Origin of the sequence: Asticcacaulis sp. AC402, from assembly GCF_000495835.1 — a bacterium.
Classification (GTDB): Bacteria; Pseudomonadota; Alphaproteobacteria; order Caulobacterales; family Caulobacteraceae; genus Asticcacaulis.
In genome coordinates this window covers 63177-87981 of sequence record NZ_AWGC01000029.1, presented here as the reverse complement: position 1 = coordinate 87981, position 24805 = coordinate 63177, and the positions used below count along the sequence as shown (strand labels likewise).

Sequence of the window (24805 nt, the reverse complement as noted above, 5' to 3'; positions counted from 1 at the left end):
TAACGCATCGCCATGCGCGCATGCAAGACGGATCAAAGCTTTGAAGCCATGATCCATCTCTGCGCGGGCATCATCAATGCAAGGTGAATCTCAACAGGCCCTAGGCCGCGTATAATCGGCAGCTACCGTGCAACGTGTCGCGCCCCCGAAACTCGATATCGTTACATAAACCCTAGATGGCTCAATCCACGGGTGGACCGAACATCGTACGCAATTTGCCGCTCATAGTATTGGTGCGTTTGAGATCGCGCCAGAGGTTAATCCAGCCATGGAAAGCCACGACGAACGGATTGTTGCTGGTCACCTTTTTGGTAAGTCCATAAACGATCTGAATATCGTCACGCTCTTCGACGAAGGTGCCAAACAAGCGGTCAAATATAATCAGAACCCCACCGAAGTTTTTGTCGAGATACTCTGGGTTAGAACCGTGATGCACCCGGTGGTGAGACGGCGTATTGAACACCCATTCGAGCGGGCCCAACTTGCCGACAGCTTCGGTATGCAGGAAGTATTGGTAACGCAGACTCAGGGTCATCAGTGTACCCATCACGAGTGGATGGAAACCCATGAATGCCATAGGTAAAATTACTACCCATGCACCCGAAAGCACGCTCGTCCACCCCAGACGGAATGCGGCCGGCAAGGTGAATTCATTGGCCGAATGGTGAACCGAATGATTTGCCCAGAACCAGCGAATAGTATGACTGAAACGGTGCTCCCAGTAATAGAAGAATTCAATCACAAAGAAGCCGACCACCCAGGTGCGCCAATCGTCGACCGCCCACTTGAAAGGGGCAAGACTATACACGGCGAACCAGGCGGCGGTAATAATGCCGCCGGTCAGCAAGCTCGACACGCCTCGGCCTACCAAGATCCCTAAATTTCCGCCAAGTGAGCGGAAATCGTAGCCGCGGCCAGAGTGCCTGCGCCATGCCATTTCTGCGATCGCAAACAGCAAGACAACGAGGCCAAAAGCGGGGGTGAGTTCATTTTCAAACATAATACGTTCCTGTCCTTTGATAAGAGGCCATCTGTGCGCAATCAGCGCAAGGTGCTCACGCTGGCTATTTCTTTGGCGTCCAACACGCGGTTCTTGTTGGCATCTGCGGCATCGAAGGATGGGGCTTTGCCTTGCTGGAGTTCCGCACGAGAAATGCGTCGGTCGGCATTGCTGTCCAGCTGAGAGAGGGCTTTGAAGGCCTCGTCGAACCGGCTCCCGTGCAGGCGCGGGCGATCCTTGCTATCGACATAACCGTCGTGATTGCGGTCCAGACGGTCAAACATCTCAGTGCGCTCGGCGGCGAATTCGGCCCATGTGACCTCGCCATTGCGGTTGCTGTCGGCACGCATAAGCATGGTCGTAAATCGCTCACCCGATTGCGCCAGTGATGGGGTCGCAATCAACAGGCTCGAAGTGGCAAAAATGCTTGCGAAAGTGTTTAAGAACTTGTTGGTAGTCATAGTCGTCTCCATAGTTTTGATGGACACGTACTAACGTCCCGATGTTGCTGGTATTTGTCTGCGGATCGGTCTTTTGTGACGAAATGTTGCCATAGCCGTCCATCAATAAGGACCAGCCCCAAAAAAGGCGGTTGAGGCGTAGGCGGAAGCTCACTAAGGTCAAGACATGAAAGCCCCGCCTTCTGTGCTTATCGTTGATGATGACGGCGAGCTACGCGCGCTGTTGCGGGGTGTTCTGGAGCGCAATGGCATGCGCGTTGAGACTGCGGCATCTGCCGCCGAAGCGGAGAAGCTGCTCTCTCAGGGTCGAATTGACCTCATCGTCCTTGATCTCATGATGCCGAACGAAGATGGTCTGTCCTTCTGCAAGAGGCTGCGCACCTTTTCCGCCGTACCCGTCATCATGCTCACGGCCATTGCTGAGGATGTCGATCGGATCGTAGGACTTGAGATCGGTGCCGACGATTATCTCGCCAAACCTTTCAATCCCAGGGAACTTGTTGCGCGGATCAAGGCCGTCCTGCGACGTCATGCCGGCGCGGGTGTTGGCGACGTAAAACGCCCGGGCGCTGCCTATCGTTTCGGTATGTTTCGACTGCTGCCGGACCAAATGACCCTCGAAACCGAAACCGGTAAGCAGATTATTCTGACGTCAGGTGAATTTGCCCTGTTGCTTGCCCTTGTCGAGCGCGCCCCCCGTGTTCTGTCTCGTGAGACGCTGCTTGACCTGTCTCGAGGGGTTAACACCAATCCCTTTGATCGCAGCATTGACTCCCAGATCAGCCGCGTTCGCCGCAAACTCGAACTTGATCCTCAGCAACCGGCGCTCATCAAGACGGTCCGCAACCTCGGCTATGCCTTTTCGGTACTTGTTACCCGAGAAGACTCATGAAGGCCCTATTTCCAGGCGCTTTAAACTCAATCCTGGCGCGTATTCTGGCGCTCACTTTCGGCACCGTCCTGTTAGCGATGGCAGCGCTGGCCGCCATCATGCAAACCCCCCTGTCCGATAAGCTATCCAATCGGGTAATTATCGAAAGTTCGCAAAGTATTGCAGAGCTTGTCTGGTTGCTCGACACCGCGCCTGCTGAGGTCGAGGGGGCCGTACTTTCAGCCTTTGACGGGGCATCGCAATTCGCACGAATCACACCGGATTTCTCTCCAGATGTGAAGGTTGACACCGCAAAGCGGAACCTCTTGATGCGTGAGACGACCGCTGTCACTGAGCGCATGCGCCATCGCGAGGTAAGGTTTCGAACCGTAGGACTGACCGAACTAAGCAAGCGGGATACGAGCGAGCGCTCACGACCTTTTTATGCCGTAAGCGCCGTTCATATAGCCATAGAATTGGCTGACAAACGTGTCCTCAATTTATGGCTTGCGCCATCCAACTTCGGGACGAACGGCGCCTATTCAGTTTTTTTCCGGCTCGGACTTATACTCCTTGCGACTGTCGGGCTTGGTCTGGCGATACACTGGGTCATTATGCAACCCATTCGGAAGCTGGAGCATGACGCAGAGATCGTCGGACTTGCGGAAACGGCGATACCTGTGTCCGAAACGGGCCCGGTCGAATTGCGACGCTTGGCTAGAGCCCTGAACCGTGTGCGAGTCAGGCTGTCCATGTTGGTGCGCGAACGCGAGCAAATCATGGTAGCAATTGCCCATGACATCCGTACCGGACTAACGAAAATCCGTCTTCGCATGGATGCGAATGAAACCATCAGTCGCGAACTTATCGAGTCCGATCTTGCTCAGATGGAGCTGTTGTTGGCGGATATGATGGCCTATGCCCGCGCTGAAAACCCCGTGAGCGGGCACGAGTTGATTGAACTTTGTGACTTCGTGTCGGCTTTGGCCAATGCCGCTCCCTATCCGATTTCTATCGAGTTCGACCGCGGTGCTGACGGGTTTGTGGTTGCTGGGAACAGGGTCGCTCTGACGCGACTGTTCGAAAACCTGCTGGAAAACGCCCGCAGATATGGTTCGGGTCTGGTATTGATCCGCATCCAAAATGCTGATGACGGATTGTATGTGGACATCATAGATGACGGGCCTGGTATTCCGGAGGCGGAAATGGGCCGCATCTTTGATCCCTTCGTTCGTCTGGAGAGTTCTAGAAACCTCGCCTTTGGCGGTACGGGCCTAGGGCTTGGTATCGCCCGCGCGATTGCACGAACCCATGGTGCTGAAATCACTCTCTCCAATAGACCTGAAGGTGGTTTGTGTGCTCGAACCTTTTTCCCAAGAGAGATAGCGACATAGCCTAGGAATTGTGGGGATTCACAGATGAATCGAATTGTGATTCATACTGTCTATGGACCGCAATATTCTGAATGATGCCCAGTGGGCGAAGATCGAGCCTCATTGTCTTGGGAAGCGAACTGATCCTGGACGTAGCGGCAGTGACAATCGTTGTTTTATGGAGGCTGTGCTTTGGGTTGCGCGTACAGGCAGTACTTGGCGCGACCTCCCAGCGCACTACAGCAACTGGAGTACAGCGTTTCGCCGCTTCAATGATTGGCGCAAAGCCGATGTTTTTAGACGGATATTTGATGCCACCTCGGATGATCCGGACATGGAATACGCCATGGTCGATGCGACGATAGTCAAGGTCCACCGTCATGGCCAGGGCGCTAAATGGAGACTCGAAGCCAGGCCATAGGCCGCTCAAAGGGCGGCATGACCACCAAAATCCTCGCCTTGACAGATGCTCTTGGCAATCTGGTGCGGTTTGAACTGTTGCCGGGCCATCGGTTCGATACGGTAGGCGTCGAACCGCTTCTGACCGGTGTCAGTTTCGGAGCCTTGTTGGCCGACAAGGCTTTTGACTGCAATTCGATTATCGATGATCTCAATGAACGCGGGGCAAAGATCGTCATTTTTCAAAATCCACGGCGTTCAAAGCCTATGAATATCGACAAGGAAATCTATAAATGGCGACACCTGATAGAGAACTTTTTCTGCAAACTCAAAGAGTTCAAACGCTTCGCCATGAAGGCAGACAAAACCGACGACAGCTTCAAGGCCATAATCTACATCGCAGCCGCAGTCATAAACTCAAAATGAATCCCCACAAACCCTAGAGCGCAATCCGATAAAGTGGACGCCACCGCACGGGCGTCCCCGTTTTCGGAAAAATTGCGCGACAAAATGAAAACCTAGAGCGGGGTTTTGATTCCATTAAAACCCCGCTCTAGGGTGTGGGGGGCCAAAGCCGGTTTCCTTGAGACCCACCTCTCCGTTTTGCAATAAAAAAGCCTGCCCCAAGAAAGGCAGGCTTCTTTATCATAAACAGGAAAGAGGTGGGGCTCCAGGAAACGCTCGTTCGCCCCAACTCCCGATCGTTCTAGTACCGCACGCGCAGCGTCAGGCCGTACGTCTTCGGAGCGCCGATAAAGGCGTCATAGGTGTTCGTGTCCTTGGCCACATCATAATAGGTCCCTGGATTCGAACCCGCCGTCTGCACCGTCGTCTGGAAGCCTGCGCCCTGCAGCGGCCCGTTGATCACGACCTGACGATAGGTCTCGTCCGTCAAGTTCTGGCCCCACAGTTCCAGCGTCCAGCGGCGATCCTGGGCGCCAATACCGACCCGGCCATTGACCAGGGTGTAGGCTTCCTGCTCCTTGAACGCGATCAGGTCGGAACCGGTATTGTATTCCGACGAGTACTTGGCCGTGACATTGGCAAACGCCCGCAGGTCGCCGATGTTGCCGCCCCAGCTGATTGCTGTCGAGCCACTCCATTTCGGTGCGAACGACACCGTCGCACCCGGCAGCAGCGACAGGCCCGGGAAATGCGTCGGATTGATCAGGTCGGCCGCCGTAAAGTCGCCATAGACCGTGTCGGCATAGGTCAAGCCACCGGCAATGGTCAGGCCGGTCAGCGGGGTCCGCCATGAGAAGTCGGCGTCGAAGCCCTTGGAGTTCACCTGCGGGATCGACTCGACCACGAAGGCCGTACCTAAGAAGGTGTTGAGCTGGAAGTTTTCATACGCCTGGTCGAAGGCCGTCACATTCAGGGTCAGATTGTTGTCAAACAGGTTCGTCTTGATCCCCAGTTCGTAAGAATTGACCGTCTCCGGCAGGAACCACAGTTCCGAGTCAGGCGTCAGCCCGGTCTGGGCGCGATCCAGGTTATAGCCACCGGCCTTGTAACCGCGGGCGAAGGACGCGTAGGCCATGACGTCATCATTGAAACGCCATGCCGCCTTCAGGGTGCCAGACAGGTCGCCATCGCTGTTTTCATCCGCTACGCGGCGGTTGCTGAACGCCGGATTGGCCCAGAACGGACACAGATTGCCCAGAACAGTCTGAACACGTGTCGGCGTTCCCGCCGGCACCGGGGCCAGGGTGTCCGCGCCAATGATCTGTTGCCATTGCGCATTGGTTACCGTCGCGCCTGGCGTGTTCATCTGGGCCAGGGTGGTGCCATAGGCCCGTTGCGCGGCGCCGCACGCGGTATTGCCCGCGGTATTGGTATACAGAGCCGTCATCTTCTTGGTTTCGCTGGTATAGCGCAAACCAAGGGTCATTTCGAGTTGCTCCGACACTTTCCAGGAGTTGTTGGTGAACAGCGCCCAGCTCTCGACGTTCTGCGTGTAACTGTCCTTGGCCCCATCGCCTGGCGTATAGGCGCCCAGCGCGTTGGCGGGATTACCATTAAGGCTGGTCAGTTGACCGACCCGCCCTGGGTTGGTGCCATTCGTCAGCAACAGGCTGAGATAGGTCTGGTAGTGCGAGCCATAGACATAGGAGTCTTGCCGCGTCAGGTCTTCCTTGACGTAGAAGCCACCCACCAGCCAGTTCAGGCTTTCCGTTGCCCCGGCCAGGCGGACTTCCTGGCTGAAGGTCTTGAAGCGCGCGTTAAAGTCGCCATTGTCCCTGCGATACAGGATATCGGCGCCGGTGTAGTCGATGTCCTGGCCGTTGGTGCTCTTCCAGTCACGCATGCCGGTGACCGAAGTCAGTGTCGAGTCAAGGAAATCCGGCAGCTTGATATTGCTTTCGACCGAAACGCCGCCGTCGCGCGACACCTGGCGCGTGCCACGGTTGGCATAGGCCAGACGATCTTCGATGTTGACGTTGTTCGCCGCAGCAACGCCGTTATTACCAGCCAGGGCATTCAAGATCGAGCCGGTCGGGCCGGTGCGGATCTGGACCGAAACGCAGCAATTCTCGTCGCGGTGGGTATAGTCGCCGATAACGCGGATATCGATATTGTCATTCGGCACGAACAGCAGTTGTCCGCGGGCCGTGTGGAAATTCTGGTCGCCGTCATTGTTCAGGGTGCGGGGGCCAACACCGGTATTGACGTTGTTATAACCGTCGCGCTTGCGATTGGCATAGTACAGGCGGTAGGCGACTTCGTCGGTCATCGGACCCGTCACCGAGCCGGAGAAGCCGTTGGCGCCGTAATTGCCAACAGTAGCTTCGGCATCGGCGCCGAAGGTAAACTGCGGCTTCTTGGTGATGACGTTGATAACGCCGGCCGAGGTGTTCTTGCCGAACAAAGTACCCTGCGGGCCCTTCAGCACCTCGATGCGTTCCATCTCGCCGAGATCTTCGAACCCGACGCCGTTGCGCGGGCGATAGATGCCGTCGATGACCACGCCGACCGAAGATTCCAGACCGGGGTTATCACCCACCGTACCGACGCCGCGGATACGGGCTGTGGTCGACGACTCATTCGTGGTCGAGGTGACCGTCAGGCCCGGAGTCAGGATCTGCATGTCCTTGATGTCGCGCACGCCGGCTTCCTGCAGCGTCTTGGCCGACAGGGAGGTGATGGCGATCGGCACATCCTGCAGACGCTGGGCCCGCTTTTGCGCCGTCACGATAACAACAACTTCGTCGCCGGCGGCTTCCTGGGCCAGGGCCGGAGCTGAAAACAGGGCGGTGGTGGCGGCACCGGCCATCAGCAGGGCGAGGTAAGGAGTCTTAAGTATTTGCGGAGCGTTTTTCATGTGTTTCCCTTAGGTAAATTTCGTCTCTGCTTGGTCTTTTTTGTTTAGTCTTAAGGTCCGGAACCGGCCTTGAACAGCGGCAAGCTGATTACTTTTTTGTGTAACACATTACGTGCACGGAAACAAATATCCACAATTTGAATACTGCGGTGCAAAAAAAACTACGGCGAAAAGACGGGGACTGGTTCGAAATCTCCGCCTCCAAAATTATCTTTGTGTTGAAAATCAATGGGTTGAGCTCACTACGCTACGGCAGGTTTGACCAGCTTCAGCCATATTGCACCCGCGCACGCCGACAGGATTGACCCAGCGACAACCCCTGATTTTACAGCGTTTTGTGCCTCGAGGTCGCTGCCAGGAAAGGCCAGAGCGCCGATATAAAGACTCATTGTGAAGCCTATGCCGCATAAAAGACACACACCGTAGAGCTGGGCTGACGTTGCGTTATCCGGTTTTTGGGCTAATTTTGCTGCAAGTGCGAGATGGCAGGCGGCAAATATGCCGATCTGCTTGCCGATGAACAGTCCGGCGGCAACCCCCAAGAATCGCGGATCGGCCAGCGAATTCAAGGTCATGCCGCCGAGCGCAAAGCCTGATGCGACAAAGGCGAAAAAGGGCAGGATGAGATACGCCACATAGGGGTGAAGTTCGTGCGCCAGGGCTTTGAGCACGCCCTCCCCGTCCTCGCCCCTTGACCCGTCCAGGGTGACACAAAAGGCACAGGCCACCGCCGTCAGGGAGGGGCTTATCCCGGCCTTAAGGGTGACAAACCAGGCCAGGATTGACAGCAGGCCATAGGCGAGACCGAAGCCCATGCGCGTGAGCGGCACCAAATAGCGCAGCGACAGCATGGCGGCAATGATTCCGGCCAGTATGCCGATCCACAGGGGGTCAAAGGTCGAACTGTAAAAAAGACCGATGATCAAGACCGCGCCCAGGTCGTCGACAATGGCCAGGGTCAGCAGGAAGACGCGCAAGGAGGTTGGCAAACCCTTGCCGACCATAGCCAGAACCGCGAGGGCGAAAGCAATGTCGGTCGCCACAGGCACCGACCAGCCGCGCAGGTCGCCGCCCAGATTGATCGCGACATAGACCAGGGCCGGCACGATCATGCCCCCCAGGGCAGCCGCCACCGGCAAGGCCAGTTTCTGCGGGCTGGACAGTTCGCCGCGCAGGATTTCGTACTTGATCTCCAGTCCGACCAGGAAAAAGAAAACGGCCATCAGGCCTTCCTTGGTCCATCCCAGCACGCTTTCGTCGAAGCGCCAGTCGCCAACCTGGATCGGGAAGTGATAGTTGATAAAGCCGAAATAGGTCTCCGCCCACGGCGAATTGGCCCAGATCAGAGCCACCAGCGCCGCGCCGGCCAAAAGAAACCCTGCCCCCGCCTCGGTCTTGAGAAATTGCAGGGTAAATCGGCCGAACCTGGTCATGATGGTGAATTTATAGCCGCTGCCCTTGCCGTCACCAAGCAAAACCGGCAGGATCACGACCGATTTTATCCTGAAGGGTAGCCATGCGTATCCAAACCGTTCCCGTCCTGGCCCTGCTTGCCATGTTGACCGCCTGCGCCAATCCGCGGGTGCCGGACTTTATGGTCAAGGGCGAATTGCCCTTTGGCCACCAGGACACGCCACAGGCGCCCCAGCTTGCTGAGGTTCAACAACCGGCCAGGCCGAAAAAAGAAAAGAAGAAAAAGAAGGACGAAGCCTCCGCTGTGGCCCCCTCGGTAGCCTCTGCAGCGCCTGTCGCGCCGCCAGCGGCTCAGCCGGCTCCAGCGGCACGTCCCGCCGTGATGACGCCGGCGCCGGCAGCGGTGATCTCCGCCCGCCCCGAAGCTGCGCCCAAACGTGCGCCAGAAGCCCCACCAGAAGCTCCTGTTGTCGGTGGTTTCCAGCCGATGCGTGACAAGGACAAGATGCGGGCTATCGCGGCTTTTGCCGCCGACGCGGCGCCCATTGGTTATCTGCTGAAGGACATCGAGTCCGCCCGTTCCCAGGTCGTTGCGGGGATGAACTACGAACTGTGCCTGGAGGTCCGACGGACTTTCCGCGAAACCTCCGGCTGGCGCACCCGCAAGGCCAGGGCCGAGGTCTATGAAGACCTGAGCGGCAACCTGACCCTGATGACGTGGGAAGAGGTCAGGGCCTGCCCGTAATTCAGACCGACAGAGCGCTATCCGCTAAAGTGGACGCCACGCTTCGGAACAATTGCGCGACAAAACAAAAACCTGGAGCGGGGCTTTGAGTCCATCAAAGCTCATCCCGCTCCAATACCAACCCGCGAAAATCTTGACTCATCGTGGGTTGGCAAGCGCGCCAGTGTACGTTTCTGGGGCGCCCGAGCTTTTGCGAGGAGCCATGGGGGGCGCCTTGTCCGGCGTTTGAGCTGAAAAAATGCGAATATCAAGCGTCATTCTTTATGAGGCTTGGTCTAATGCGTCGGGCGGATAACCGACAGCGCCTCTTCGTTGCCAAGGGCAACCTGGATAATGGTCTCGACCCGGCCCATCACCCCGGGATCCTGCGCCAGATGGGACAGCCTGTTCATCAGCAGCGTAATATCGAGATAGACATCGAGGTCCGTCAGGGCGTCGTCGCTGAGATAGTCGTCAGGCGCGTAGGAGGTGACAAAGGCTGCCATGGCGGCGCGGCCGCGCGGATCGGTCACGGCGCCGTCGCGGTGGCGAACCAGGATGTCCGAGATAACGGCGCGCATACCCGCCCGTTCGGTGTTGTCGACAATAGTCATGAGTTGCCCTGAGTCTTGTAAACCCAAAGTTTTGACGCCACCAGCATAAGAAAGATATGTGGATTTCACAAACAGCCCGCTCGATCGATTGAACTGTTTGTGAACGTTGAACTCGACAAAGACTATGCCTGTAAACCCTCAGTTCTATTCATAAATTAAGAAAATTAAGCTCAATACGCGAAAATAAACCTTGTCAAAAATCCGACCCTGTGACATGTTGAGGCTATTCGAAAACAGACCCATGACTTGTCTGCACGCCATACGGCCTCTCTCCCAAGCATTGCTATTTCGGACCGAAGCGCAATCTCGCGCGTCGATACTGCACGAAATGTGCGATTCTCAAGGAGGCCACCATGGCCAACGGCACCGTAAAGTGGTTCAACCCAACTAAAGGCTTCGGCTTCATCCAACCTGATGAAGGCGGCCAGGATATCTTCGTGCACGTCAGTGCCGTCGAACGCGCAGGCCTGCGCAGCCTGAACGAAGGCCAGAAGGTCTCGTTCCAGATCGCGCAAGACCGCGGCAAGAACTCGGCCGTCGACCTGAAGACGCTCTAATCGGGTTCACCGATACAAGCTTCCGGGCCCGGCGTTGTCAAACGCCGGGCCTTTTCTATCGGGCAGCCGCGCCCCAAGAATTATAGTGAGCAAGGAACTATATAAAAAACATGCCAATTTCTTTTAAAGCCTTACCTGCCGGCTGGGACGATATCTGGCCGACCCACGCCGAGCCCGACCTGATCTACGAAAACGTGCCGGTGCGCTTCCAGATCGCTGCCCGCGGCCAGAGCTGGGAAGTTTTCCGCGACACCTGTTTCTGGGGGATTTTCCGTTCGCGCACCGAAGCCCATGAATGCGTCCGCGACGCCATGCAGCAAATCTTCTCCGGCGGCGGTTCGGCGCAAGTGCGGTTTGCGTAGAGAGGCCCTGTCCATCTTTTTCGTCTCCCCCGCCTGCGGGGATCCCCACCTGAGGGGAGCCCCACCTGATGGGAGCCCCACCTGATGGGAGCCCCACCTGATGGGAGAATGTGGCCGAAGGCCGGATAAGGGGCTAACTCAGGTTCGGCATTTGTGGTGCTCGCCGATCCAACCCCTCACCCCTACCCTCCACCTCAAGTGGGGAGAGGAAGATTTTTCCATCTCTTAAGCAATTTAGCTGAAAACAGCCCTACTCTTCCTGAAGTTCTTCCTTGAACGCATCCAGGCTCAACGGCCGGCCCAGGAAGTTCTGGATCAGCACATTAGCGTCCTGTGACCCGCCGGGTTCCAGCACCAGCTTGCGATACTTCAACGCCGTTGCCTGATCGCGGATACCGCTGGCCTCGAACTGGGTGAACAGGTCCAGGGCGATCGCCTTCGACCAGACATAGGTGTAGTAGATAGCCGAATAGCCGTCCAGGTGACCGAAGCTGGCATAGGGGTGCGTGCCCGCAATGGCCGGGAACTGCGAATAGCGCGCCATCTGCTCGTTGTATTTCTCAGACAGGTCAAAGTCGGGCTTGCGGTTGTAAAAGTTCAGCGACACGGCGGCATAAGCCAGTTGGCCCTTCCACATGGTCGGTTCGCCGAAATGCCGGCCGGCGTTCATCTTGGCGACCAGGGTCTCGGGGATCACCTCACCCGCCGGGTTCGATGCAAAGCTCTTCAGCGTCGTGTAGTCCCAGGTCCATTCCTCCAGCAGCTGCGACGGCGCCTCAATGAAGTCCCATTGCAAATTGCTCATCGACTGGTTGGCGTACCGGTTGTGGCCGGAATAGAGATGGTGGATCAGGTGGCCGAACTCATGCAGGAAGGTCACGGCGTCGTCGTGATCCATCGGACCGTCGGCCGGGAAGTTGCACAACAGCGCACCAATCGGCACCTGCTCACCTTCGACTCCGGTGCGGACTGTGAACTGAGCGGCGTGGTTGAACTTGCCGTCGCGGGGGCTCATGTCGAGATAGAAGCGGCCGACCAGTTTGTCGCCGTCATATAACTCCCACGCTGTCACTTCCGGCGACCACACCGGCGTATCCCACGCACGGATATCCGCCTTGAACAGGTCCTTCAGCAGGTTGAAGATGCCGTCGCGGGTCTTGTTGAGCGTGAAATACTGGCGGACCTCCTGGGCGTCGACATCGTACTTCTGTTTGCGCAGCTTGTTGGCCATGTAAGAATTGTCATAACCTTCCAGACGGGTGATCGACGGATCGACCGTCCTCGCAAAGGTCAGCAACTCATTGTAATCGGCCTCGGCGCCGGGCTTTGCGGCGGCGTTGACGTCGTCCAGGAAGGTCGCTGCGCGCTGGGGGTTACCGATCATCTTGTCGGCAGTCACCAGGGCGGCATAGTCGCTGTAACCCAGCACCTGGGCCAGCTCATAGCGCTTTTCCAGAAGGGTCTTCAACACCGGCGCATTGGCCGGATAGCCGCGATTGCGAAAGCCGATGGCGACCTTTTTGCGGGTTTCGCGGTTGTCGGCGAAGTCGAGCACGGGAATGACGTCGGGGTAGTCGAAGGTCAGGTGGATCAAGCCATCGGCACCGGGCTTATGGGCATCCAGCCAGTCCTGAGGCAGGCCGTTCAGCTCTTGCGGCATCAGCGCTATGTCGCCCTTGTCGTCGCGGATGTTACCGGCGAACTTCAACCCGATCTCGGTGATTTCGGTCTGCAACGCCTTGACCTTGCCGCGGGTGGCGTCGTCCTTGTCGACCCCGGCCAGGCGGTAGTTGGTCAGGACCTTGTTAAGCGTAAAAGCGGTTGCACTGTCCAGGCCGGCAGTCGGGATGGCGGACAGGCGGTCATAGATGGGGCGCGACAAGCCGATGGCGGTGCCGAGGTCGGACAGCTTCGGCACGCAGGCCTCCGCGGCGGTGCGGACCTCTTTCGAGGCCGAGCTCTGCGAGATCAGGTACATTTCACTGCCACCATCGCCGAGGACCAGGCTCAGCGTGTCGAACATCTCGAAATCCCTGGCCAGACTTGCCGGACCGGTATGGCTTTCCAGTTCGGTTTTGACGCGGGTGGCCAGCTCGATATTGGCGGCGCAGCGGTCATCGATGGCGGCGGCTGAGGTTTCCGTGACGAAGGTCGGCTTGAGAAAGGCGGCGACGTCCTGTTCGAGGGTGCCGGCAATGGCAGCGGTCGAAGCCCCGGCCAGCAACAGGGTGGCAAAGGTCAGCTTGGCGGCGAATTTCATGAGGAACACCTGAGTGGTAGGATTTGTAACTTCATAGGACGAAGGCGCCCGGGTGACAAGGCTGTGACAGATTAACGAATTGTCATATCCGGGCGGAAATGACTTATACTAAACCCACTTTGACTTTGACATTCTTTCCGCAAGGGGACCCCTCCGTCTCGACGCGCTACGATCTTCGATCTCCGCTTGCTCGCCACCTCCCCATCGAAGGGATGGGGAGGAGAAAAAAAGAATATGTTCAATGGTTTCTTCTCCTCCCCATTTCAAATGGGGAGGTGCCGAGCAAGCGAGCCCAAAGGGCGAAGCGCGTCGAGGCGGAGGGGTCTACCTACTGTCGATGTGTCAATCTTTTCGTTGATAGGTATTAGGTCCTTTTGCCTTCTCCTCCCCATTCCTTCAATGGGGAGGTGGCGCGGCGCTTGGCGAAGGCCCCTTGGCCGAAGCCAAAGTCCGCGACGGAGGGGTCCCGGGTTGACCACCGCCTCCAGCCGATTAATCTCCCTGCTATGAAAAAACCTCTCCGCAAATACGCGCTCGCCCGCCGGATGCGCAAGGAAATGACGCCGCTGGAAGTCCGCCTGTGGATCAGGATCAGAGGCCGCGAAGACGGTATGCACTTTCGCAAGCAGCATCCTGTTGGACCCTATATCGCGGATTTCTACTGCGCTCAGGCCAAGTTGATCGTGGAGGTCGATGGCCAGGTGCATATCCACGCTGACGTGGCCGACCGGGACGAGATTCGCGATGCCTGGCTAACCTCACAAGGCTATCATGTCCATCGCATTCCTGGCTTCGAGGTCATGGCGGATCCGGATGAGACGGCCTTGGGCGTAATCCTGCTGGCGGAGTCGTTGATCAAAAAGTGACCCCTCCGTCGCGGACTTCGGCTTCGGTCAAGAGGCCTTTGCCGAGCGCCGCGCCACCTCCCCATTGAAGGAATGGGGAGGAGAAGGAACTATGAGTAAGCGCCTGTAAGTTTCTTTCTTTTTCTCCTCCCCATCTCTGCGGTGGGGAGCGGGATGGCCCTAGGGATGAGGAAAGAAATGACGCCGCCGGAAGTTCGCCTGTGGATCAGAGGCCGAGAGGACGGTCTGCACTTCCGCAAGCAGCATCCAGTTGGTCCCTATATCGCGGATTTTTACTGCGCCGCCGCTAAACTGATCGTCGAGAACGAATTGTCATGTCTGAGCCGAAACGGCTGACGCCCTTTTGCCTTCTCCTCCCCATTCCTTCAATGGGGAGGTGGCGCGGCGCTTGGCGAAGGCCCCTTGGCCGAAGCCAAAGTCCGCGACGGAGGGGTCCCGGGTTGACCACCGCCTCCAGCCGATTAATCTCCCTGCTATGAAAAAACCTTTCCGCAAATACGCGCTCGCCCGCCGGATGCGCAAGGAAATGACGCCGCCGGAAGTCCGCCTGTGGATCAGGATCAGAGGCCGAGAGGACGGTCTGCACTTCCGCAAGCAGCATCCTGTTGGACCCTACATCGCGGATTTCTACTGCGCTCAGGCCAAGTTGATCGTGGAGATCGATGGCCAGGTGCATATCCACGCTGACGTGGCCGACCGGGACGAGATTCGCGATGCCTGGCTAACCTCACAAGGCTATCACGTCCATGGCATTCCGGGCTTCGAGATCATGGCAGATCCGGATGAGAGCGCGTTGGGCGTAATCCTGCTGGCGGAGTCGTTGATCAAAAAGTGACCCCTCCGTCGCGGACTTCGGCTTCGGCCAAATAGGCCTTCGCCGAGCGCCGCGCCATGGTCTGCCGGCAAGGCTCGAGATGGAGGTCCTCTTTCCTACCCAAGACGATCCGTCGCAACCACTAAAACCTAAATCCCAGCGTTACCGTCGCCAGACTGCCCTTGGTCTTGATCTCGCCCGGATCGAAGGCATCCGGCTCGAACTCCACACCGTTCAGTTCGAAATGCTGGATCCCGAGCCCCAGCGACCAGCGCTCGCTCATTTGAACATCGACACCGACACCGGCCGTATAACCATAGGCGGTGACGTGGCGCGTAGCCCCGGCACCGTCGCCGGTCTCGAGGATCTTCAACCGCCCCGAGGCCGCGCCAGCCTGGGCATAGATGAGCGTATTACCGTTGATCACGGTACCGAAACGGCCGCCGGCCGAAGCCAGCCAACCCAGTTCGGTGTCGAAACCCTGGTCAGTCGACACTTCGACGCCTTCGCTGTCGACCGAGACCTTTTCGATCGTCGTGCCGCCTTCGGCATTGGTGCCGGTCCATGAAGCGTACAGGCCGAAGACGGTGTCGCCGTCTTGCCAGTCATGGCGAAGTTCGACTCCGCCGATCTCGGCCGTTGTATCATAGCCTTCTATCTTATCGTCGCCGAAACTGTCGAAGCCGCTGGGCTCGACGGAACCCCACAGGTAACCGGCCTGGACGCCGATTCGCGTACCGGACAGGTCGTCGGCCATGGCGGGGGCGCCGGCCAGGGCCAGGGCTGATACGGTGACGGCCAGGGCCGACAGGGAAACAGGCTTGGTTTTGAACATGGCGGAGAACCCCATAATAGAATCGGATAAAGCTACGCAAAAAATACCGACCATCCATACATCCGCCAATGCCGTGGCGCAACCGACAGGGAAAGCATGACACCGCAGGGCCGCAAAATGTTCGAGACCCTCATGAAGACGCAGACGATGTCGCGTGACGCCATTGTCGCCTATCAGCACGGCCTGCTGGAAAAACTGTGTCGCCATGCCCGCCTGCGCGTGCCCTTCTACCGTGACAGCGGCTGCCTCGACTCGCTGTTTGATGGCGACCGCTTCGATATGTCCGGCTGGGACAAGGTGCCGGTCCTGACGCGTGAGGCCGCCTACGCCAACCGCCGCGAACTAACCGCCACCGAGGTCCCGCGTTTCATGGCGCCCCTGACGCCCGGCCAGACCTCGGGCTCAACCGGCACGCCCCTGCCCTTCCTGCGCACCAGCCTGAGCAGCTACGCCTCGGAAGCGCTGACGGCGCGCGGCCTGGCCTGGCGCGGCCTGGGCGTCGGCAAACCAACGGCTATCTCCAAGGCGGTGACCGGCGATGTCGGTGCCCGCGAAGCCGGCGAGCCACTGCAGACCCAAAACGGATCGGTGCATTTCGTCAACTTTTTCCACAAGCCGCTCGAGCAGTGCGCCGAACTGGACCGCATCCGGCCGCGTCTGGTCATCTCCTACCCCAGCATCGTCCACAGCTGGATTCTTGCCGATGGCGGCGCCTGTCTTGAAAGCGTCGAGGCCATCCTGCTGACAGGAGAAACCTGCCGGGAGGAAACCGCGCAGGCTATTCGGGCGGCGTTCAAGGGTCATGTTATCAATTTGTATTCCGCTTCCGAAGCCGGCCCGATGGCCATCCAGGGGCCCAGGGGCGACCTCAAGGTCTGCGAGGAAAACCTGTGGATGGAAGAACCCTCCGCGGCCCTAAGCGCCGAGTCGCGTCTGCGCCCCCATCCGGTGATCATCACACCCTACTACGCCCACGCCACGCCTCTGATCCGCTATGCGCCCGGCGACTACGCCATCTGGGGCAACCCGGACAAGGCGACGCCAGGACTTCGCTCGCTGGAACGGATCACGGGTCGCGTGCGCAATATGTTCAAACGCCCCGACGGCACCCTGTTCTGGCCTAACCTGTCGAGCGTGAAACTGCGCAAGATCGCCCACTTTACCCATCGCCAGCTGATCCAGGAGAGTTTTGAGCGTTTCGTCCTGCGCGTGGTGTTCGATGCGCCCCCCGATGACGGCCAGGTCCGCCAGTTCCAGGCCCATATCGCCGAGGTCACCGGCGCCAGGGACGTGGTGATCGAGGCCGTTTCGGGCATTAACGACAACCGCACAAACGGCAAATCCTACGAAGACTTTATTTGCTTGATTTAACCGGGGCGGTACAAGCCGGGCGGCGGCAACGCACCCTGAATGTTTTTGAGAGGAGATAATCATGATCCGAACGGCGAAAGCCCATTGGGCCGGCGACGGCAAGTCCGGCGAAGGCACGCTGACCACCCAGAGCGGCGTACTCAACGGCCAGCCCTATTCCTTCAAGCTGCGGTTCGAAAACGCCGACGGCCAGGCGGGGACCAACCCCGAAGAGCTGATCGCCGCCGCGCATTCGGGCTGCTTCTCGATGGCTTTGGCGTTTGCCCTCGCCAATGCCGGCTTTACGGCAACCAGCATCGACTCCGAGGCCGCTGTCGAGCTCCAGCCCGGCGAAGGCGGTTTCTCGATCACGGGGATCAAGCTGAAGTTGACAGCCGTCATCCCGGGCATTTCCCGGGAGCAGTTTGATGGCATCGCCGCCGGCGCCAAGGCCGGCTGTCCGGTATCCAAGGCCCTTTCGGCCGTGCCGATCACCCTGGAAGCCGTTCTGGCGTAAGGATTAAAGGGGATCCACAGATTTCACAGATTAGAGGGATTAAGAATTTTGGCCCGTAGCGCCTTTCAATCCGGTCCTGGCTCCGTCGGCACCGCGAAAAAATCCTCTTATAATCTGTGAAATCTGTGGATCCCCTTTACGGTCTTTCCCGCTTCGCGGCGGGCTTGGGTTCCATGCCTGCAAGAAATTTTTGCGCCCTGTCGAAATGGGGCGACTTCCTTGCTTTTTTACTTCCCCAAATCGCAATTTGGGTCTCGCAACTGTCCGGAATACAGCCGGAAATTCGACTTTTTGCCGGGTTTGGCTGTTCTAGAGACGGTGCCGACGTCTTTCACGCGATCAAAGCAGCGTGCCGGATCTATGGCCTTGCCCTCCGCGATCACAATAAGGGCCCGGCCTTCGGGCGGGGCGCCTTGCCACGGATAGCGTTGGCGTTCTGCCAAGGCGTACGGCGCATAGGTGTCCAGGGAATAGATACCGGTTGCGGTATGATAGGCCAGCTCGGCGTGGGTGTTATAGTCCGTCGTCGCCAGCCAGGTGGCGTCGTCAAAATAGGACGAAGGCAAGGCCACCTTATAGGTCAGGCTTCGCCAACCTTCCGACAGCCCGCCGGCACCGGGAAGGCTTGGCGTCAGGGCCAAGAACACCAGCACCGACGCGCTCAAACCAACCCCCAGTGGCGCGGCCAGCCAGCGTACGCGGTTCCAGCCCTTGCCCTCCATGCCTTCCGCCATCACCGCACCCAGCAAGACCAGACCCGGAAACACCGGCGCCGTCCAGTTGCCCTGGATGCGGTCATGGAAAACATGGACCAGCAGATAGGCGAACAACGGCAAGGGCAGAGCCACCAGCAGCTTCAACCGCGACTCGCTGTTGCGGAACGCCGCTACGCTTCCTAAAACCACAAACACAAAAATCAGCGGGTTAAGCAGCAGGGGCTGCGACAGCACGAACTCGATCAGGAACTTCAACGTGAAGTCCTGCGCCCCTATCCGCCCGAACTGCTTCTCAACAGTCACCCAGTCATGGCTCAGGTTCCACAACAGGTTCGGCGCCATGGCCGCCAAGGCCACCAGGCCGCCCAGATACGGCCACGGCGTCAGCAGCCAGCGCCGCGCCGGCGTGTCCATCACCATCCACGCGGCAACGCCCAGCCCCAAGAACAAATTGGTATACTTTGCCTCGACGCCCAGGCCCGCAAACAGCCCGAAGACCAGCCACCACCACCCCTTGTTGGATGCCAAAAGTCGCGCCAGCGCCCACAATCCGCCGGCCCACATCAATACCGACGGCGGGTCGGGTGTCGCCACGACGGAACCGACGCTGAGCAGCAGGCAGGCATTCAGCCACAGTACGGTCCGCCGGGCGATGGCTTCGTCGAACAGGACGCGCGCCGCGTCGTACATCAGCCACGACAGGCCCAGGAAGCTCAGCACAAAGCTCAACCGGACGAACAGTTCGCTGTCGAACAGGAGGGTCGTGACCATGATCCACCACGCCACCATCGGCGGATGGTCGTAATAGCCCAGTGCCGGATGCTGCGCCCACAGCCAGTAATAGGCTTCGTCGGGCACCAGCTCGACTTGCGATGCCGTCACCAGACGCAGCAGCGTCATGCCGATGACGACGGCGGTCAGCCAGGGGTACTGTTTCAGGCGCGCGAGCATGCCCCCTCTATTGGCGGCATTTTCACCCGGCGGCAAGACGTTACACGGTGAGTGTGGCCATGACGCCATCCATCAACCCGGGCATCTCGGGATCGAAATTGCCCTGCCGTGCTAAGGTGGTAAACCCATGGACCAGCGACCAGGCCGCAACCGCGCGGACGTCGATACCCGGTTTGGCGACATCACATAACTGCTCCGCCGAAACCGCGACACCCGTGATCACCTCATGCAACAACGAAAAGGCCCCGACACTGGCTGACAAATAGGCCGGATCAGCGCGATTGAGTGCCTCACACCGCCACATCAGATCGAATCGCGCCGGGTGAGCGACACCGAAACGGATATAGGCCCTCGCCTGAGCCTGGATACGGGCCGTGCGGTCGCCGCCCTGCGTATTGGCCTCGCGCAAGGCGGCCTGCAGTTCGAGAAAACCCGCCGTCGCCACCGCGGTCAAAAGGCCGCGGGTATCGCCGAAATGATGCGCCGGCGCGGCCGCAGACACACCGGCCCGGCGTGCCGCCTCCCGCATTGAAAAGCCCTCCAGACCGCGTTCGGTCAGGATCTGTTCGGTGGCGTTGATCAGCGCCTGACGCAGTTCGCCATGGTGGTAGGGCTTTGAAGGCTCGGCTGACATGTTAACAGTGTAAAGATTTAACTTGACGGTGTTCAGATTGCGCGATATCTCGGTCTTTACAGTGTTTAGATTCAGTTTGCAATCCAGGAGGCACGCCCATGGCGGAAACCTTTTTCAATCTCGGCAACCTGCTGGCCATGGCCGGCTGGCTGACCCTTGTGGCGGGGCTTGTGGTCCGGCCGTTTCGCCCGCGCTCGGTCGGCCTGGTCCGACTGACCGCCGCCTTTGTCTTCGGCGCGGCCTATATCGGCCTGCTGATTGTGGGCCGTGAGGCTTTCGGCGAAGGCGGCTTTTCGTCGCTGATCGCCGTGCGCGCCCTGTTTGCCAATGATTTCGCCCTGACGGCGGGTTGGCTGCATTATCTGGCCTTCGACCTTTTCGTCGGCGCCTGGATCGTCGAGGACAGTGCCAGGCGCGGCCTCAACGGCTGGCTGATCGTGCCGTGCCTGGGCCTGACCTTCCTGTTCGGCCCGGCCGGCCTGCTGCTCTATGCCGTCCTCAGCCTGTTCGCCCCGGAAAAGAAGGCCGCCTGACATGACCTCCGCACAAAAGACCCTCGCTGCCGCGGCCCTGGTCTTCGGCGTCGCCTTCCTCGCCATGCTGGTCGCCCAGGGCCTCGATTCCCGTCTGCTGGACGGGGTCAATGTCTGGGTCAAGCCCGCCAAGTTCGCCCTCTCCCTGGGCGTGTTCGCGGCCACCCAGGCGGCCTATCTGCACTTCACCCGGCCGGAGCGCCAGTCGCGCTGGCACATGGTCTTCGTGCGCTGGGGGCTGATCCTGCCAGCCGTTTTCGAGCTCGGCTATATCAGCTTCCAGGCGGCTCTGGGCCAGAAGTCGCACTTCTTCGTCTCCGATACCTTCCATTCGGTCATGTACATCCTGATGGGCATAGGTGCGGTGCTGATCACCCTGACCATGCTGCCGGTCGCGTGGGACATCGCCCGCCATCCGGTCACCGGCTTGCGCGGCGACCTGCGCTTTGCCCTGGTGGCGGGGCTTGTCGTGTCGACGGTCCTGGTCATGATCACAGCCGGTTACATGTCCTCGACCGCAGGCCATGCCGTCGGCGCCGAGGCTGGCAGCTTTCCTCTCTTCGGCTGGAACCGCGCCGGCGGTGATCTAAGGGTGGCGCACTTCTTCGCCCTGCATGCCCATCAGGTCCTGCCGCTGGGCGCCCTGCTGATCGGCAGGCTGCCGGGTCCGGCGCGGTGGGGTCTGGTGGTCATCGGCACCGCTGCCTACACCGGCCTCTGCGTCTGGACCTTTACCGAGGCCCTGGCCGGTCAACCCTTCCTGCCGGGCCTTTTTGCCTGATCACCGGCCCAGCAACAGGGCAATCGCCTTGTCGATGCGACGGGCACGGGTTTGCGGCGTCCTGGCGTCCTCGATGGCGCGGACATGTTCCTTGCGCTGGGTAAAGGACAGTTTGTCGAAGGCTTCGTCGACCCCGGCGGCATCCAGGGCAGCCTGGAAATCGTCGGGGATTTCGACCACACGCGGGGCAGAATCGAGCTCGAGCTCGACCTCGATGGCATCGCCGCCATTGATGCCGGAAGCCGCGCGGTGCTCGGAGGAAAACGGAACCATGTAGTGGCCACCCATGACGGCGACGGTGGTGCGGAAAATGTAGCCATTGACGTTCACGACGACCGGCGGCTTCTTGCCGGCGCCCAGCGCCTCGACCACCGGCGCCGGGACGATGATGCCCGTGACCGCCCGCCCCTCAGGCTGGTACAGGGTAGTGTGGAACGTCATCGTGGTCTCCCTTTTGCGGCACGATACGGCAAACCCCGTCGCAAGGAAAGATGGCGGCCGTTTTGCGCCTCTGGTATCGGCTTCACCCTGGTACAGGAGGCGTTCATGCCAGTTGTTGGAATAGGCGGCGTCTTTTTTCGCGCCAGGGATCCGAAAGCTTTGCTGCAATGGTATCAGAGCCACCTCGGCATCATGACCACGGACGATTATCAATGGCGCCAGGCAGCCGGTCCGACCGTCTTCATGCCGTTCAGCGAAACCACGGACTATTTCCCGGCGGACAAGCCGTGGATGATGAACTTTCGGGTCACCGAGCTTGACGCCCTGCTCGCGTCCCTGCGGGCGGCGGGTATCGACGTCACGACCGATGCGGCCTGGGACACGCCCGAAACCGGACGCTTTGCCCGCATCATCGACCCCGAAGGTAACCCGGTCGAACTGTGGGAACCACCGGCCGCATAACGACGGCCATGGGCTCTCCGGCCCGATCCTGCCATCGGCCTGAGGACGGTGTTTCTGCAACGACTGTCCGGAAGTGAACACCTTGGTCCCTGCGTTGAGAGTCAAGATTTCAGGCCAGGCCGGTTAAGGATCGGCCGCGGCTTCATGGGTATTGGCATCGTCGGGGCCGTTTCTTTACCACCGGGGCCCAGCCGACGGGCGACGATTCCTGGATGTGAGCGTTGACTCAAATGGGTCAGAGGCAGAGCGCCTGTGGTCACACCCTTGTCCTTTCGGGGCCGCCACAATTGCCACAATCCACGACATATTTTGCGCGCAATCCGAGCGAAATCTCAGATAGCGGCGTTCGTGACTTCACGGACGGAAGGGCCCTTCGGACAGGGCGTGAGGGAGATCAAGATGCGCGGATTTTTATTCGCCGGCGCGGCCGCCATGGTGGCGGGCGCCGGTTTACCTGTTCCCATGGCCATGGCGACGACACCTGTTGTCATCGCGGACTCGCCAGTACGATGCAATTCCATCGCAGAACCAGAAGACCACCTCAATTACAGTGCCTCGCAGCAGGTGGTTGTCACAGGGGCGAGACCCAAACAGAAAACGGCGAAGTCCCAAAAAAGACGTGCGGAAGCCGCACCGGCACCTGTCGTCTCAGCACCACCTCCGCCGCCGCCGCCACCGGTCATGGCACTAGCTGTCGCGCCTCCGACCAGCTACGGCTATGCCGGGTTCACCGATGTGCAAACCAAGCCATTTACCGAAAAGTATAAGGGTGAGCCCGTAGCCTCGGTGGTGAGGGTCGCCGAAGTGCCGGTATCGACCTTCTCGGTTGATGTCGACACCGGCGCCTATGCCAATGTCCGGCGCATGCTCAACGACGGCGTCACACCCCCCGAAGCGGCGGTGCGCACCGAAGAACTGCTCAACTATTTCCGCTATGACTACCCTCTGCCCCAGGACCGGTCGAAGCCTTTTTCGATCACCACCGATGTCGCCCTAACCCCGTGGAACGCCAGGACCCGGCTGATGCGGGTTGGCCTGCGCGCCTATGACGTTCCGCGGTCGGAACGCCCGGCCGCCAACCTGGTCTTCCTGATCGATGTCTCCGGCTCGATGAGCGATCCCGACAAGCTGCCGCTGGTCAAGACAGCCCTGTCCATGCTGTCTGACAATCTGCGCCCCGACGACAAGGTGTCGATCGTCGTCTATGCCAGCGCAACCGGCATTGTTCTGGCGCCCACCCATGAAGGCAAGTACGTCAAGCAGGCTTTGGAGTGTCTATCGGCAGGCGGCTCGACGGCGGGCGGCCAGGGCATGGCCCTGGCCTATGCCACGGCAAAGGCCAACTTTATCGACGGCGGCATCAACCGCGTGATCCTGGCGACCGATGGCGACTTCAATGTCGGGATTTCGTCGATCGCTGAGGTCGAGGCCCTGGTTAAGCAGAACCGCGAATCGGGTGTCACGCTGACGGCGCTGGGCTTTGGCACCGGAAACTACAACGAAGGCCTGATGGAGAAGATGGCCGATGTCGGTAACGGCAACTACGCCTATATCGACAGCGCCATGGAGGCGCGCAAGGTGCTTGACGACGAGCTGTCCTCGACCCTGTTCACGGTCGCCAGGGACGTCAAGATCCAGGTCGAGTTCAATCCTGCCCTGGTGTCGCAATATCGGCTGATCGGCTACGAGAACCGCGCCCTGGCGGAGGAAGACTTCAACAATGACGCGGTCGATGCCGGCGATATTGGCGCCGGTCATCAGGTCACGGCCATCTATGAGATCGTCCCGACCGGAACCGAGGGCTGGCTGCCCGACCGCCATTTCGCTGGCAACACGGTGGCGGCCGCCGGCACCCAGGACGACCAGTTGGTGTGGCTAAAACTCCGCTACAAGCTGCCGGGCGAGGACACGTCGCGCCTGATCCAACAGGCTGTCCCGGCGGCGATGGTGGTCACAGCGCAGCCGGCACGGGGTGATATGGCGTTTGCGGCAGCGGTCGCGGCCTATGGCCAGATTCTGCGCGGCGACACATACCTCGGGACCTACAGCCTTGCCGACGCCCGGACACTTGGAGGAACACAGACCGATTACCGCCGCCAGGAGTTCCTGGAACTGACCCGCCTGGCCGAAACCGCCAGGGTCAGGCAGTAACCTGCCCTGCGGACGGAAAGCGAAAAGAGGGCCCGTCCGTCATCGACGGGCCTTTGTCTTTTTGTTCGCCCCAGGGCGCAGTCCGATAAAGTGTGCAGCACCGCACGGGCGTCCCCGTTTTCGGATAAATTGTGCGACAAAAAAACGTAGACCGGGGTTTTGATTCCATCAAAACGCATACCGCTCTAGCCGGACTGCGCTATCGGCGGCTCGCATCGACGCACACGACTGCTATGGCGCGGTGCCGGTCTCAGGCTTATGCTGTAAGGGGAAGGGCAAATGTTAGACGGGCACCCTGGGGGGCAGGGTGCCCGTCAAAGTCGCCACTTTCGAGGGGGGAAGTGATCGCAGCGACACGTTACATTAGTACTGAAATCGACCCGATTCAAGCTTAACAG

The 24805-nt window shown here is 59.4% G+C and carries 25 protein-coding genes; 15 read left to right on the top strand and 10 right to left on the bottom strand.

The features are described 5' to 3' along the window. Positions 1 to 181: 181 nt before the first annotated feature. Together ABAC402_RS35935 and ABAC402_RS35930 are read right to left on the bottom strand one after the other, a co-directional pair. On the bottom strand, positions 182 to 1000 hold the full coding sequence (locus tag ABAC402_RS35935) for a sterol desaturase family protein (RefSeq protein WP_023450732.1): 819 nt from the start codon (positions 998 to 1000) through the stop codon (positions 182 to 184). Between the two features lie 41 nt (positions 1001 to 1041). Further along, the gene (locus ABAC402_RS35930) at positions 1042 to 1461 is read right to left on the bottom strand and encodes an EF-hand domain-containing protein (RefSeq protein WP_023450731.1); all 420 of its coding nucleotides are present in this window, start codon (positions 1459 to 1461) and stop codon (positions 1042 to 1044) included. Between the two features lie 166 nt (positions 1462 to 1627). Between ABAC402_RS35930 and ABAC402_RS35925 the strand changes: the two genes are divergently transcribed. The 3 genes from ABAC402_RS35925 to ABAC402_RS39835 all read left to right on the top strand — a co-directional run bounded on the left by ABAC402_RS35925 (position 1628) and on the right by ABAC402_RS39835 (position 4530). Beyond that, positions 1628 to 2353 (top strand): response regulator, encoded by a 726-nt coding sequence (locus ABAC402_RS35925; protein ID WP_023450730.1) that lies wholly within the window; start codon positions 1628 to 1630, stop codon positions 2351 to 2353. Next, entirely contained in the window at positions 2350 to 3726 is a 1377-nt protein-coding gene (locus tag ABAC402_RS39445; RefSeq protein WP_023450729.1) for an ATP-binding protein, read from the top strand. Before ABAC402_RS35925 ends, ABAC402_RS39445 begins: the two co-directional genes overlap by 4 nt. Before the next feature lie 52 nt (positions 3727 to 3778). Beyond that, positions 3779 to 4530 (top strand): IS5 family transposase gene (locus tag ABAC402_RS39835; RefSeq protein ID WP_155847454.1). Its coding sequence is split into 2 segments (ribosomal slippage): positions 3779 to 4103 and positions 4103 to 4530, totalling 753 coding nucleotides; the frame shifts between segments, so codons are not numbered across the junction. A gap of 280 nt (positions 4531 to 4810) precedes the next feature. On the opposite strand, the gene ABAC402_RS35915 is transcribed toward ABAC402_RS39835, so the two are convergent. Continuing rightward, positions 4811 to 7426, bottom strand: a complete 2616-nt coding sequence (locus tag ABAC402_RS35915) for a TonB-dependent receptor (RefSeq protein ID WP_031235920.1) — start codon at positions 7424 to 7426, stop codon at positions 4811 to 4813. Between the two features lie 242 nt (positions 7427 to 7668). Then, positions 7669 to 8916, bottom strand: a complete 1248-nt coding sequence (gene nhaA / locus ABAC402_RS35910; protein ID WP_023450725.1) for a Na+/H+ antiporter NhaA — start codon at positions 8914 to 8916, stop codon at positions 7669 to 7671. Positions 8917 to 8942: 26 nt separating this feature from the next. On the opposite strand from nhaA, the gene ABAC402_RS39440 reads away from it, so the two are divergent. Then, positions 8943 to 9584, top strand: a complete 642-nt coding sequence (locus ABAC402_RS39440; RefSeq protein ID WP_023450724.1) for a hypothetical protein — start codon at positions 8943 to 8945, stop codon at positions 9582 to 9584. A gap of 275 nt (positions 9585 to 9859) precedes the next feature. On the opposite strand, the gene ABAC402_RS35900 is transcribed toward ABAC402_RS39440, so the two are convergent. After that, positions 9860 to 10177: a hypothetical protein gene (locus tag ABAC402_RS35900; protein ID WP_023450723.1), complete on the bottom strand. Its 318-nt coding sequence runs from the start codon at positions 10175 to 10177 to the stop codon at positions 9860 to 9862. A gap of 353 nt (positions 10178 to 10530) precedes the next feature. On the opposite strand from ABAC402_RS35900, the gene ABAC402_RS35895 reads away from it, so the two are divergent. Together ABAC402_RS35895 and ABAC402_RS35890 are read left to right on the top strand one after the other, a co-directional pair. Further along, positions 10531 to 10734 carry a cold-shock protein gene (locus ABAC402_RS35895; RefSeq protein WP_023450722.1) on the top strand — a complete coding sequence of 68 codons (204 nt, stop codon included), beginning with the start codon at positions 10531 to 10533 and terminating at the stop codon, positions 10732 to 10734. 110 nt (positions 10735 to 10844) lie between these two features. Next, complete coding sequence (locus tag ABAC402_RS35890) at positions 10845 to 11096, top strand: hypothetical protein (protein WP_023450721.1); 252 nt, start codon at positions 10845 to 10847, stop codon at positions 11094 to 11096. A gap of 250 nt (positions 11097 to 11346) precedes the next feature. Here the strand turns inward: ABAC402_RS35890 and ABAC402_RS35885 are convergent, their stop codons facing one another. Continuing rightward, a complete protein-coding gene (locus ABAC402_RS35885; RefSeq protein WP_023450720.1) occupies positions 11347 to 13356 on the bottom strand; it encodes a M3 family metallopeptidase in 2010 nt (669 codons plus the stop codon). A 506-nt stretch (positions 13357 to 13862) separates the two neighbouring features. Here ABAC402_RS35885 and ABAC402_RS35880 point away from each other — a divergent pair. From ABAC402_RS35880 to ABAC402_RS35870, 3 genes are all read left to right on the top strand, one after another. Continuing rightward, complete coding sequence (locus ABAC402_RS35880) at positions 13863 to 14222, top strand: endonuclease domain-containing protein (RefSeq protein ID WP_031235917.1); 360 nt, start codon at positions 13863 to 13865, stop codon at positions 14220 to 14222. 153 nt (positions 14223 to 14375) lie between these two features. After that, complete coding sequence (locus tag ABAC402_RS39830; RefSeq protein WP_040410051.1) at positions 14376 to 14558, top strand: DUF559 domain-containing protein; 183 nt, start codon at positions 14376 to 14378, stop codon at positions 14556 to 14558. A gap of 139 nt (positions 14559 to 14697) precedes the next feature. Next, positions 14698 to 15057 (top strand): endonuclease domain-containing protein, encoded by a 360-nt coding sequence (locus ABAC402_RS35870; protein WP_031235915.1) that lies wholly within the window; start codon positions 14698 to 14700, stop codon positions 15055 to 15057. 121 nt (positions 15058 to 15178) lie between these two features. On the opposite strand, the gene ABAC402_RS35865 is transcribed toward ABAC402_RS35870, so the two are convergent. Further along, positions 15179 to 15871, bottom strand: a complete 693-nt coding sequence (locus tag ABAC402_RS35865; RefSeq protein WP_023450717.1) for an outer membrane protein — start codon at positions 15869 to 15871, stop codon at positions 15179 to 15181. A 117-nt stretch (positions 15872 to 15988) separates the two neighbouring features. Here ABAC402_RS35865 and ABAC402_RS35860 point away from each other — a divergent pair, with 117 nt between their 5' ends. Both ABAC402_RS35860 and ABAC402_RS35855 read left to right on the top strand, forming a co-directional pair. Further along, entirely contained in the window at positions 15989 to 17242 is a 1254-nt protein-coding gene (locus tag ABAC402_RS35860) for a hypothetical protein (RefSeq protein WP_162148535.1), read from the top strand. Between the two features lie 61 nt (positions 17243 to 17303). Continuing rightward, positions 17304 to 17738: an OsmC family protein gene (locus tag ABAC402_RS35855; RefSeq protein ID WP_023450715.1), complete on the top strand. Its 435-nt coding sequence runs from the start codon at positions 17304 to 17306 to the stop codon at positions 17736 to 17738. 227 nt (positions 17739 to 17965) lie between these two features. Here ABAC402_RS35855 and ABAC402_RS35850 read toward each other — a convergent pair whose 3' ends face one another. Both ABAC402_RS35850 and ABAC402_RS35845 read right to left on the bottom strand, forming a co-directional pair. After that, positions 17966 to 19405 (bottom strand): glycosyltransferase family 39 protein, encoded by a 1440-nt coding sequence (locus ABAC402_RS35850; protein WP_023450714.1) that lies wholly within the window; start codon positions 19403 to 19405, stop codon positions 17966 to 17968. Between the two features lie 40 nt (positions 19406 to 19445). Continuing rightward, the gene (locus tag ABAC402_RS35845) at positions 19446 to 20039 is read right to left on the bottom strand and encodes a TetR/AcrR family transcriptional regulator (protein ID WP_023450713.1); all 594 of its coding nucleotides are present in this window, start codon (positions 20037 to 20039) and stop codon (positions 19446 to 19448) included. Positions 20040 to 20137: 98 nt separating this feature from the next. Between ABAC402_RS35845 and ABAC402_RS35840 the strand changes: the two genes are divergently transcribed. Then, a complete protein-coding gene (locus tag ABAC402_RS35840; RefSeq protein WP_023450712.1) occupies positions 20138 to 20572 on the top strand; it encodes an ABA4-like family protein in 435 nt (144 codons plus the stop codon). A 1-nt stretch (position 20573) separates the two neighbouring features. After that, the gene (locus tag ABAC402_RS35835) at positions 20574 to 21353 is read left to right on the top strand and encodes a hypothetical protein (RefSeq protein WP_023450711.1); all 780 of its coding nucleotides are present in this window, start codon (positions 20574 to 20576) and stop codon (positions 21351 to 21353) included. Here the strand turns inward: ABAC402_RS35835 and ABAC402_RS35830 are convergent, their stop codons facing one another. After that, a complete protein-coding gene (locus ABAC402_RS35830) occupies positions 21354 to 21794 on the bottom strand; it encodes a YdeI/OmpD-associated family protein (protein ID WP_023450710.1) in 441 nt (146 codons plus the stop codon). Between the two features lie 105 nt (positions 21795 to 21899). On the opposite strand from ABAC402_RS35830, the gene ABAC402_RS35825 reads away from it, so the two are divergent. Together ABAC402_RS35825 and ABAC402_RS35820 are read left to right on the top strand one after the other, a co-directional pair. Further along, complete coding sequence (locus tag ABAC402_RS35825) at positions 21900 to 22256, top strand: VOC family protein (RefSeq protein ID WP_023450709.1); 357 nt, start codon at positions 21900 to 21902, stop codon at positions 22254 to 22256. Positions 22257 to 22655: 399 nt separating this feature from the next. Further along, positions 22656 to 24407: a VWA domain-containing protein gene (locus ABAC402_RS35820; RefSeq protein WP_023450708.1), complete on the top strand. Its 1752-nt coding sequence runs from the start codon at positions 22656 to 22658 to the stop codon at positions 24405 to 24407. The last annotated feature ends 398 nt before the right edge of the window (positions 24408 to 24805 follow it).

What these genes read in the sequence shown, in the direction of transcription:
- ABAC402_RS39445 (WP_023450729.1), top strand. Translation starts at nt 2,350, where the DNA reads ATGAAGGCCCTATTTCCAGGCGCTTTAAACTCAATCCTGGCGCGTATT.
- ABAC402_RS35930 (WP_023450731.1), bottom strand. Translation starts at nt 1,461, where the DNA reads ATGACTACCAACAAGTTCTTAAACACTTTCGCAAGCATTTTTGCCACT.
- ABAC402_RS35865 (WP_023450717.1), bottom strand. Translation starts at nt 15,871, where the DNA reads ATGTTCAAAACCAAGCCTGTTTCCCTGTCGGCCCTGGCCGTCACCGTA.
- ABAC402_RS35900 (WP_023450723.1), bottom strand. Translation starts at nt 10,177, where the DNA reads ATGACTATTGTCGACAACACCGAACGGGCGGGTATGCGCGCCGTTATC.
- ABAC402_RS35880 (WP_031235917.1), top strand. Translation starts at nt 13,863, where the DNA reads ATGAAAAAACCTCTCCGCAAATACGCGCTCGCCCGCCGGATGCGCAAG.
- ABAC402_RS35825 (WP_023450709.1), top strand. Translation starts at nt 21,900, where the DNA reads ATGCCAGTTGTTGGAATAGGCGGCGTCTTTTTTCGCGCCAGGGATCCG.
- ABAC402_RS35855 (WP_023450715.1), top strand. Translation starts at nt 17,304, where the DNA reads ATGATCCGAACGGCGAAAGCCCATTGGGCCGGCGACGGCAAGTCCGGC.
- ABAC402_RS35835 (WP_023450711.1), top strand. Translation starts at nt 20,574, where the DNA reads ATGACCTCCGCACAAAAGACCCTCGCTGCCGCGGCCCTGGTCTTCGGC.
- ABAC402_RS35915 (WP_031235920.1), bottom strand. Translation starts at nt 7,426, where the DNA reads ATGAAAAACGCTCCGCAAATACTTAAGACTCCTTACCTCGCCCTGCTG.
- ABAC402_RS35870 (WP_031235915.1), top strand. Translation starts at nt 14,698, where the DNA reads ATGAAAAAACCTTTCCGCAAATACGCGCTCGCCCGCCGGATGCGCAAG.
- ABAC402_RS35860 (WP_162148535.1), top strand. Translation starts at nt 15,989, where the DNA reads ATGTTCGAGACCCTCATGAAGACGCAGACGATGTCGCGTGACGCCATT.
- ABAC402_RS35935 (WP_023450732.1), bottom strand. Translation starts at nt 1,000, where the DNA reads ATGTTTGAAAATGAACTCACCCCCGCTTTTGGCCTCGTTGTCTTGCTG.
- ABAC402_RS35830 (WP_023450710.1), bottom strand. Translation starts at nt 21,794, where the DNA reads ATGACGTTCCACACTACCCTGTACCAGCCTGAGGGGCGGGCGGTCACG.
- ABAC402_RS35820 (WP_023450708.1), top strand. Translation starts at nt 22,656, where the DNA reads ATGCGCGGATTTTTATTCGCCGGCGCGGCCGCCATGGTGGCGGGCGCC.
- ABAC402_RS35895 (WP_023450722.1), top strand. Translation starts at nt 10,531, where the DNA reads ATGGCCAACGGCACCGTAAAGTGGTTCAACCCAACTAAAGGCTTCGGC.
- ABAC402_RS39440 (WP_023450724.1), top strand. Translation starts at nt 8,943, where the DNA reads ATGCGTATCCAAACCGTTCCCGTCCTGGCCCTGCTTGCCATGTTGACC.
- ABAC402_RS35840 (WP_023450712.1), top strand. Translation starts at nt 20,138, where the DNA reads ATGGCGGAAACCTTTTTCAATCTCGGCAACCTGCTGGCCATGGCCGGC.
- ABAC402_RS35925 (WP_023450730.1), top strand. Translation starts at nt 1,628, where the DNA reads ATGAAAGCCCCGCCTTCTGTGCTTATCGTTGATGATGACGGCGAGCTA.
- ABAC402_RS35885 (WP_023450720.1), bottom strand. Translation starts at nt 13,356, where the DNA reads ATGAAATTCGCCGCCAAGCTGACCTTTGCCACCCTGTTGCTGGCCGGG.
- ABAC402_RS35845 (WP_023450713.1), bottom strand. Translation starts at nt 20,039, where the DNA reads ATGTCAGCCGAGCCTTCAAAGCCCTACCACCATGGCGAACTGCGTCAG.
- ABAC402_RS39830 (WP_040410051.1), top strand. Translation starts at nt 14,376, where the DNA reads ATGGCCCTAGGGATGAGGAAAGAAATGACGCCGCCGGAAGTTCGCCTG.
- ABAC402_RS35850 (WP_023450714.1), bottom strand. Translation starts at nt 19,405, where the DNA reads ATGCTCGCGCGCCTGAAACAGTACCCCTGGCTGACCGCCGTCGTCATC.
- ABAC402_RS35890 (WP_023450721.1), top strand. Translation starts at nt 10,845, where the DNA reads ATGCCAATTTCTTTTAAAGCCTTACCTGCCGGCTGGGACGATATCTGG.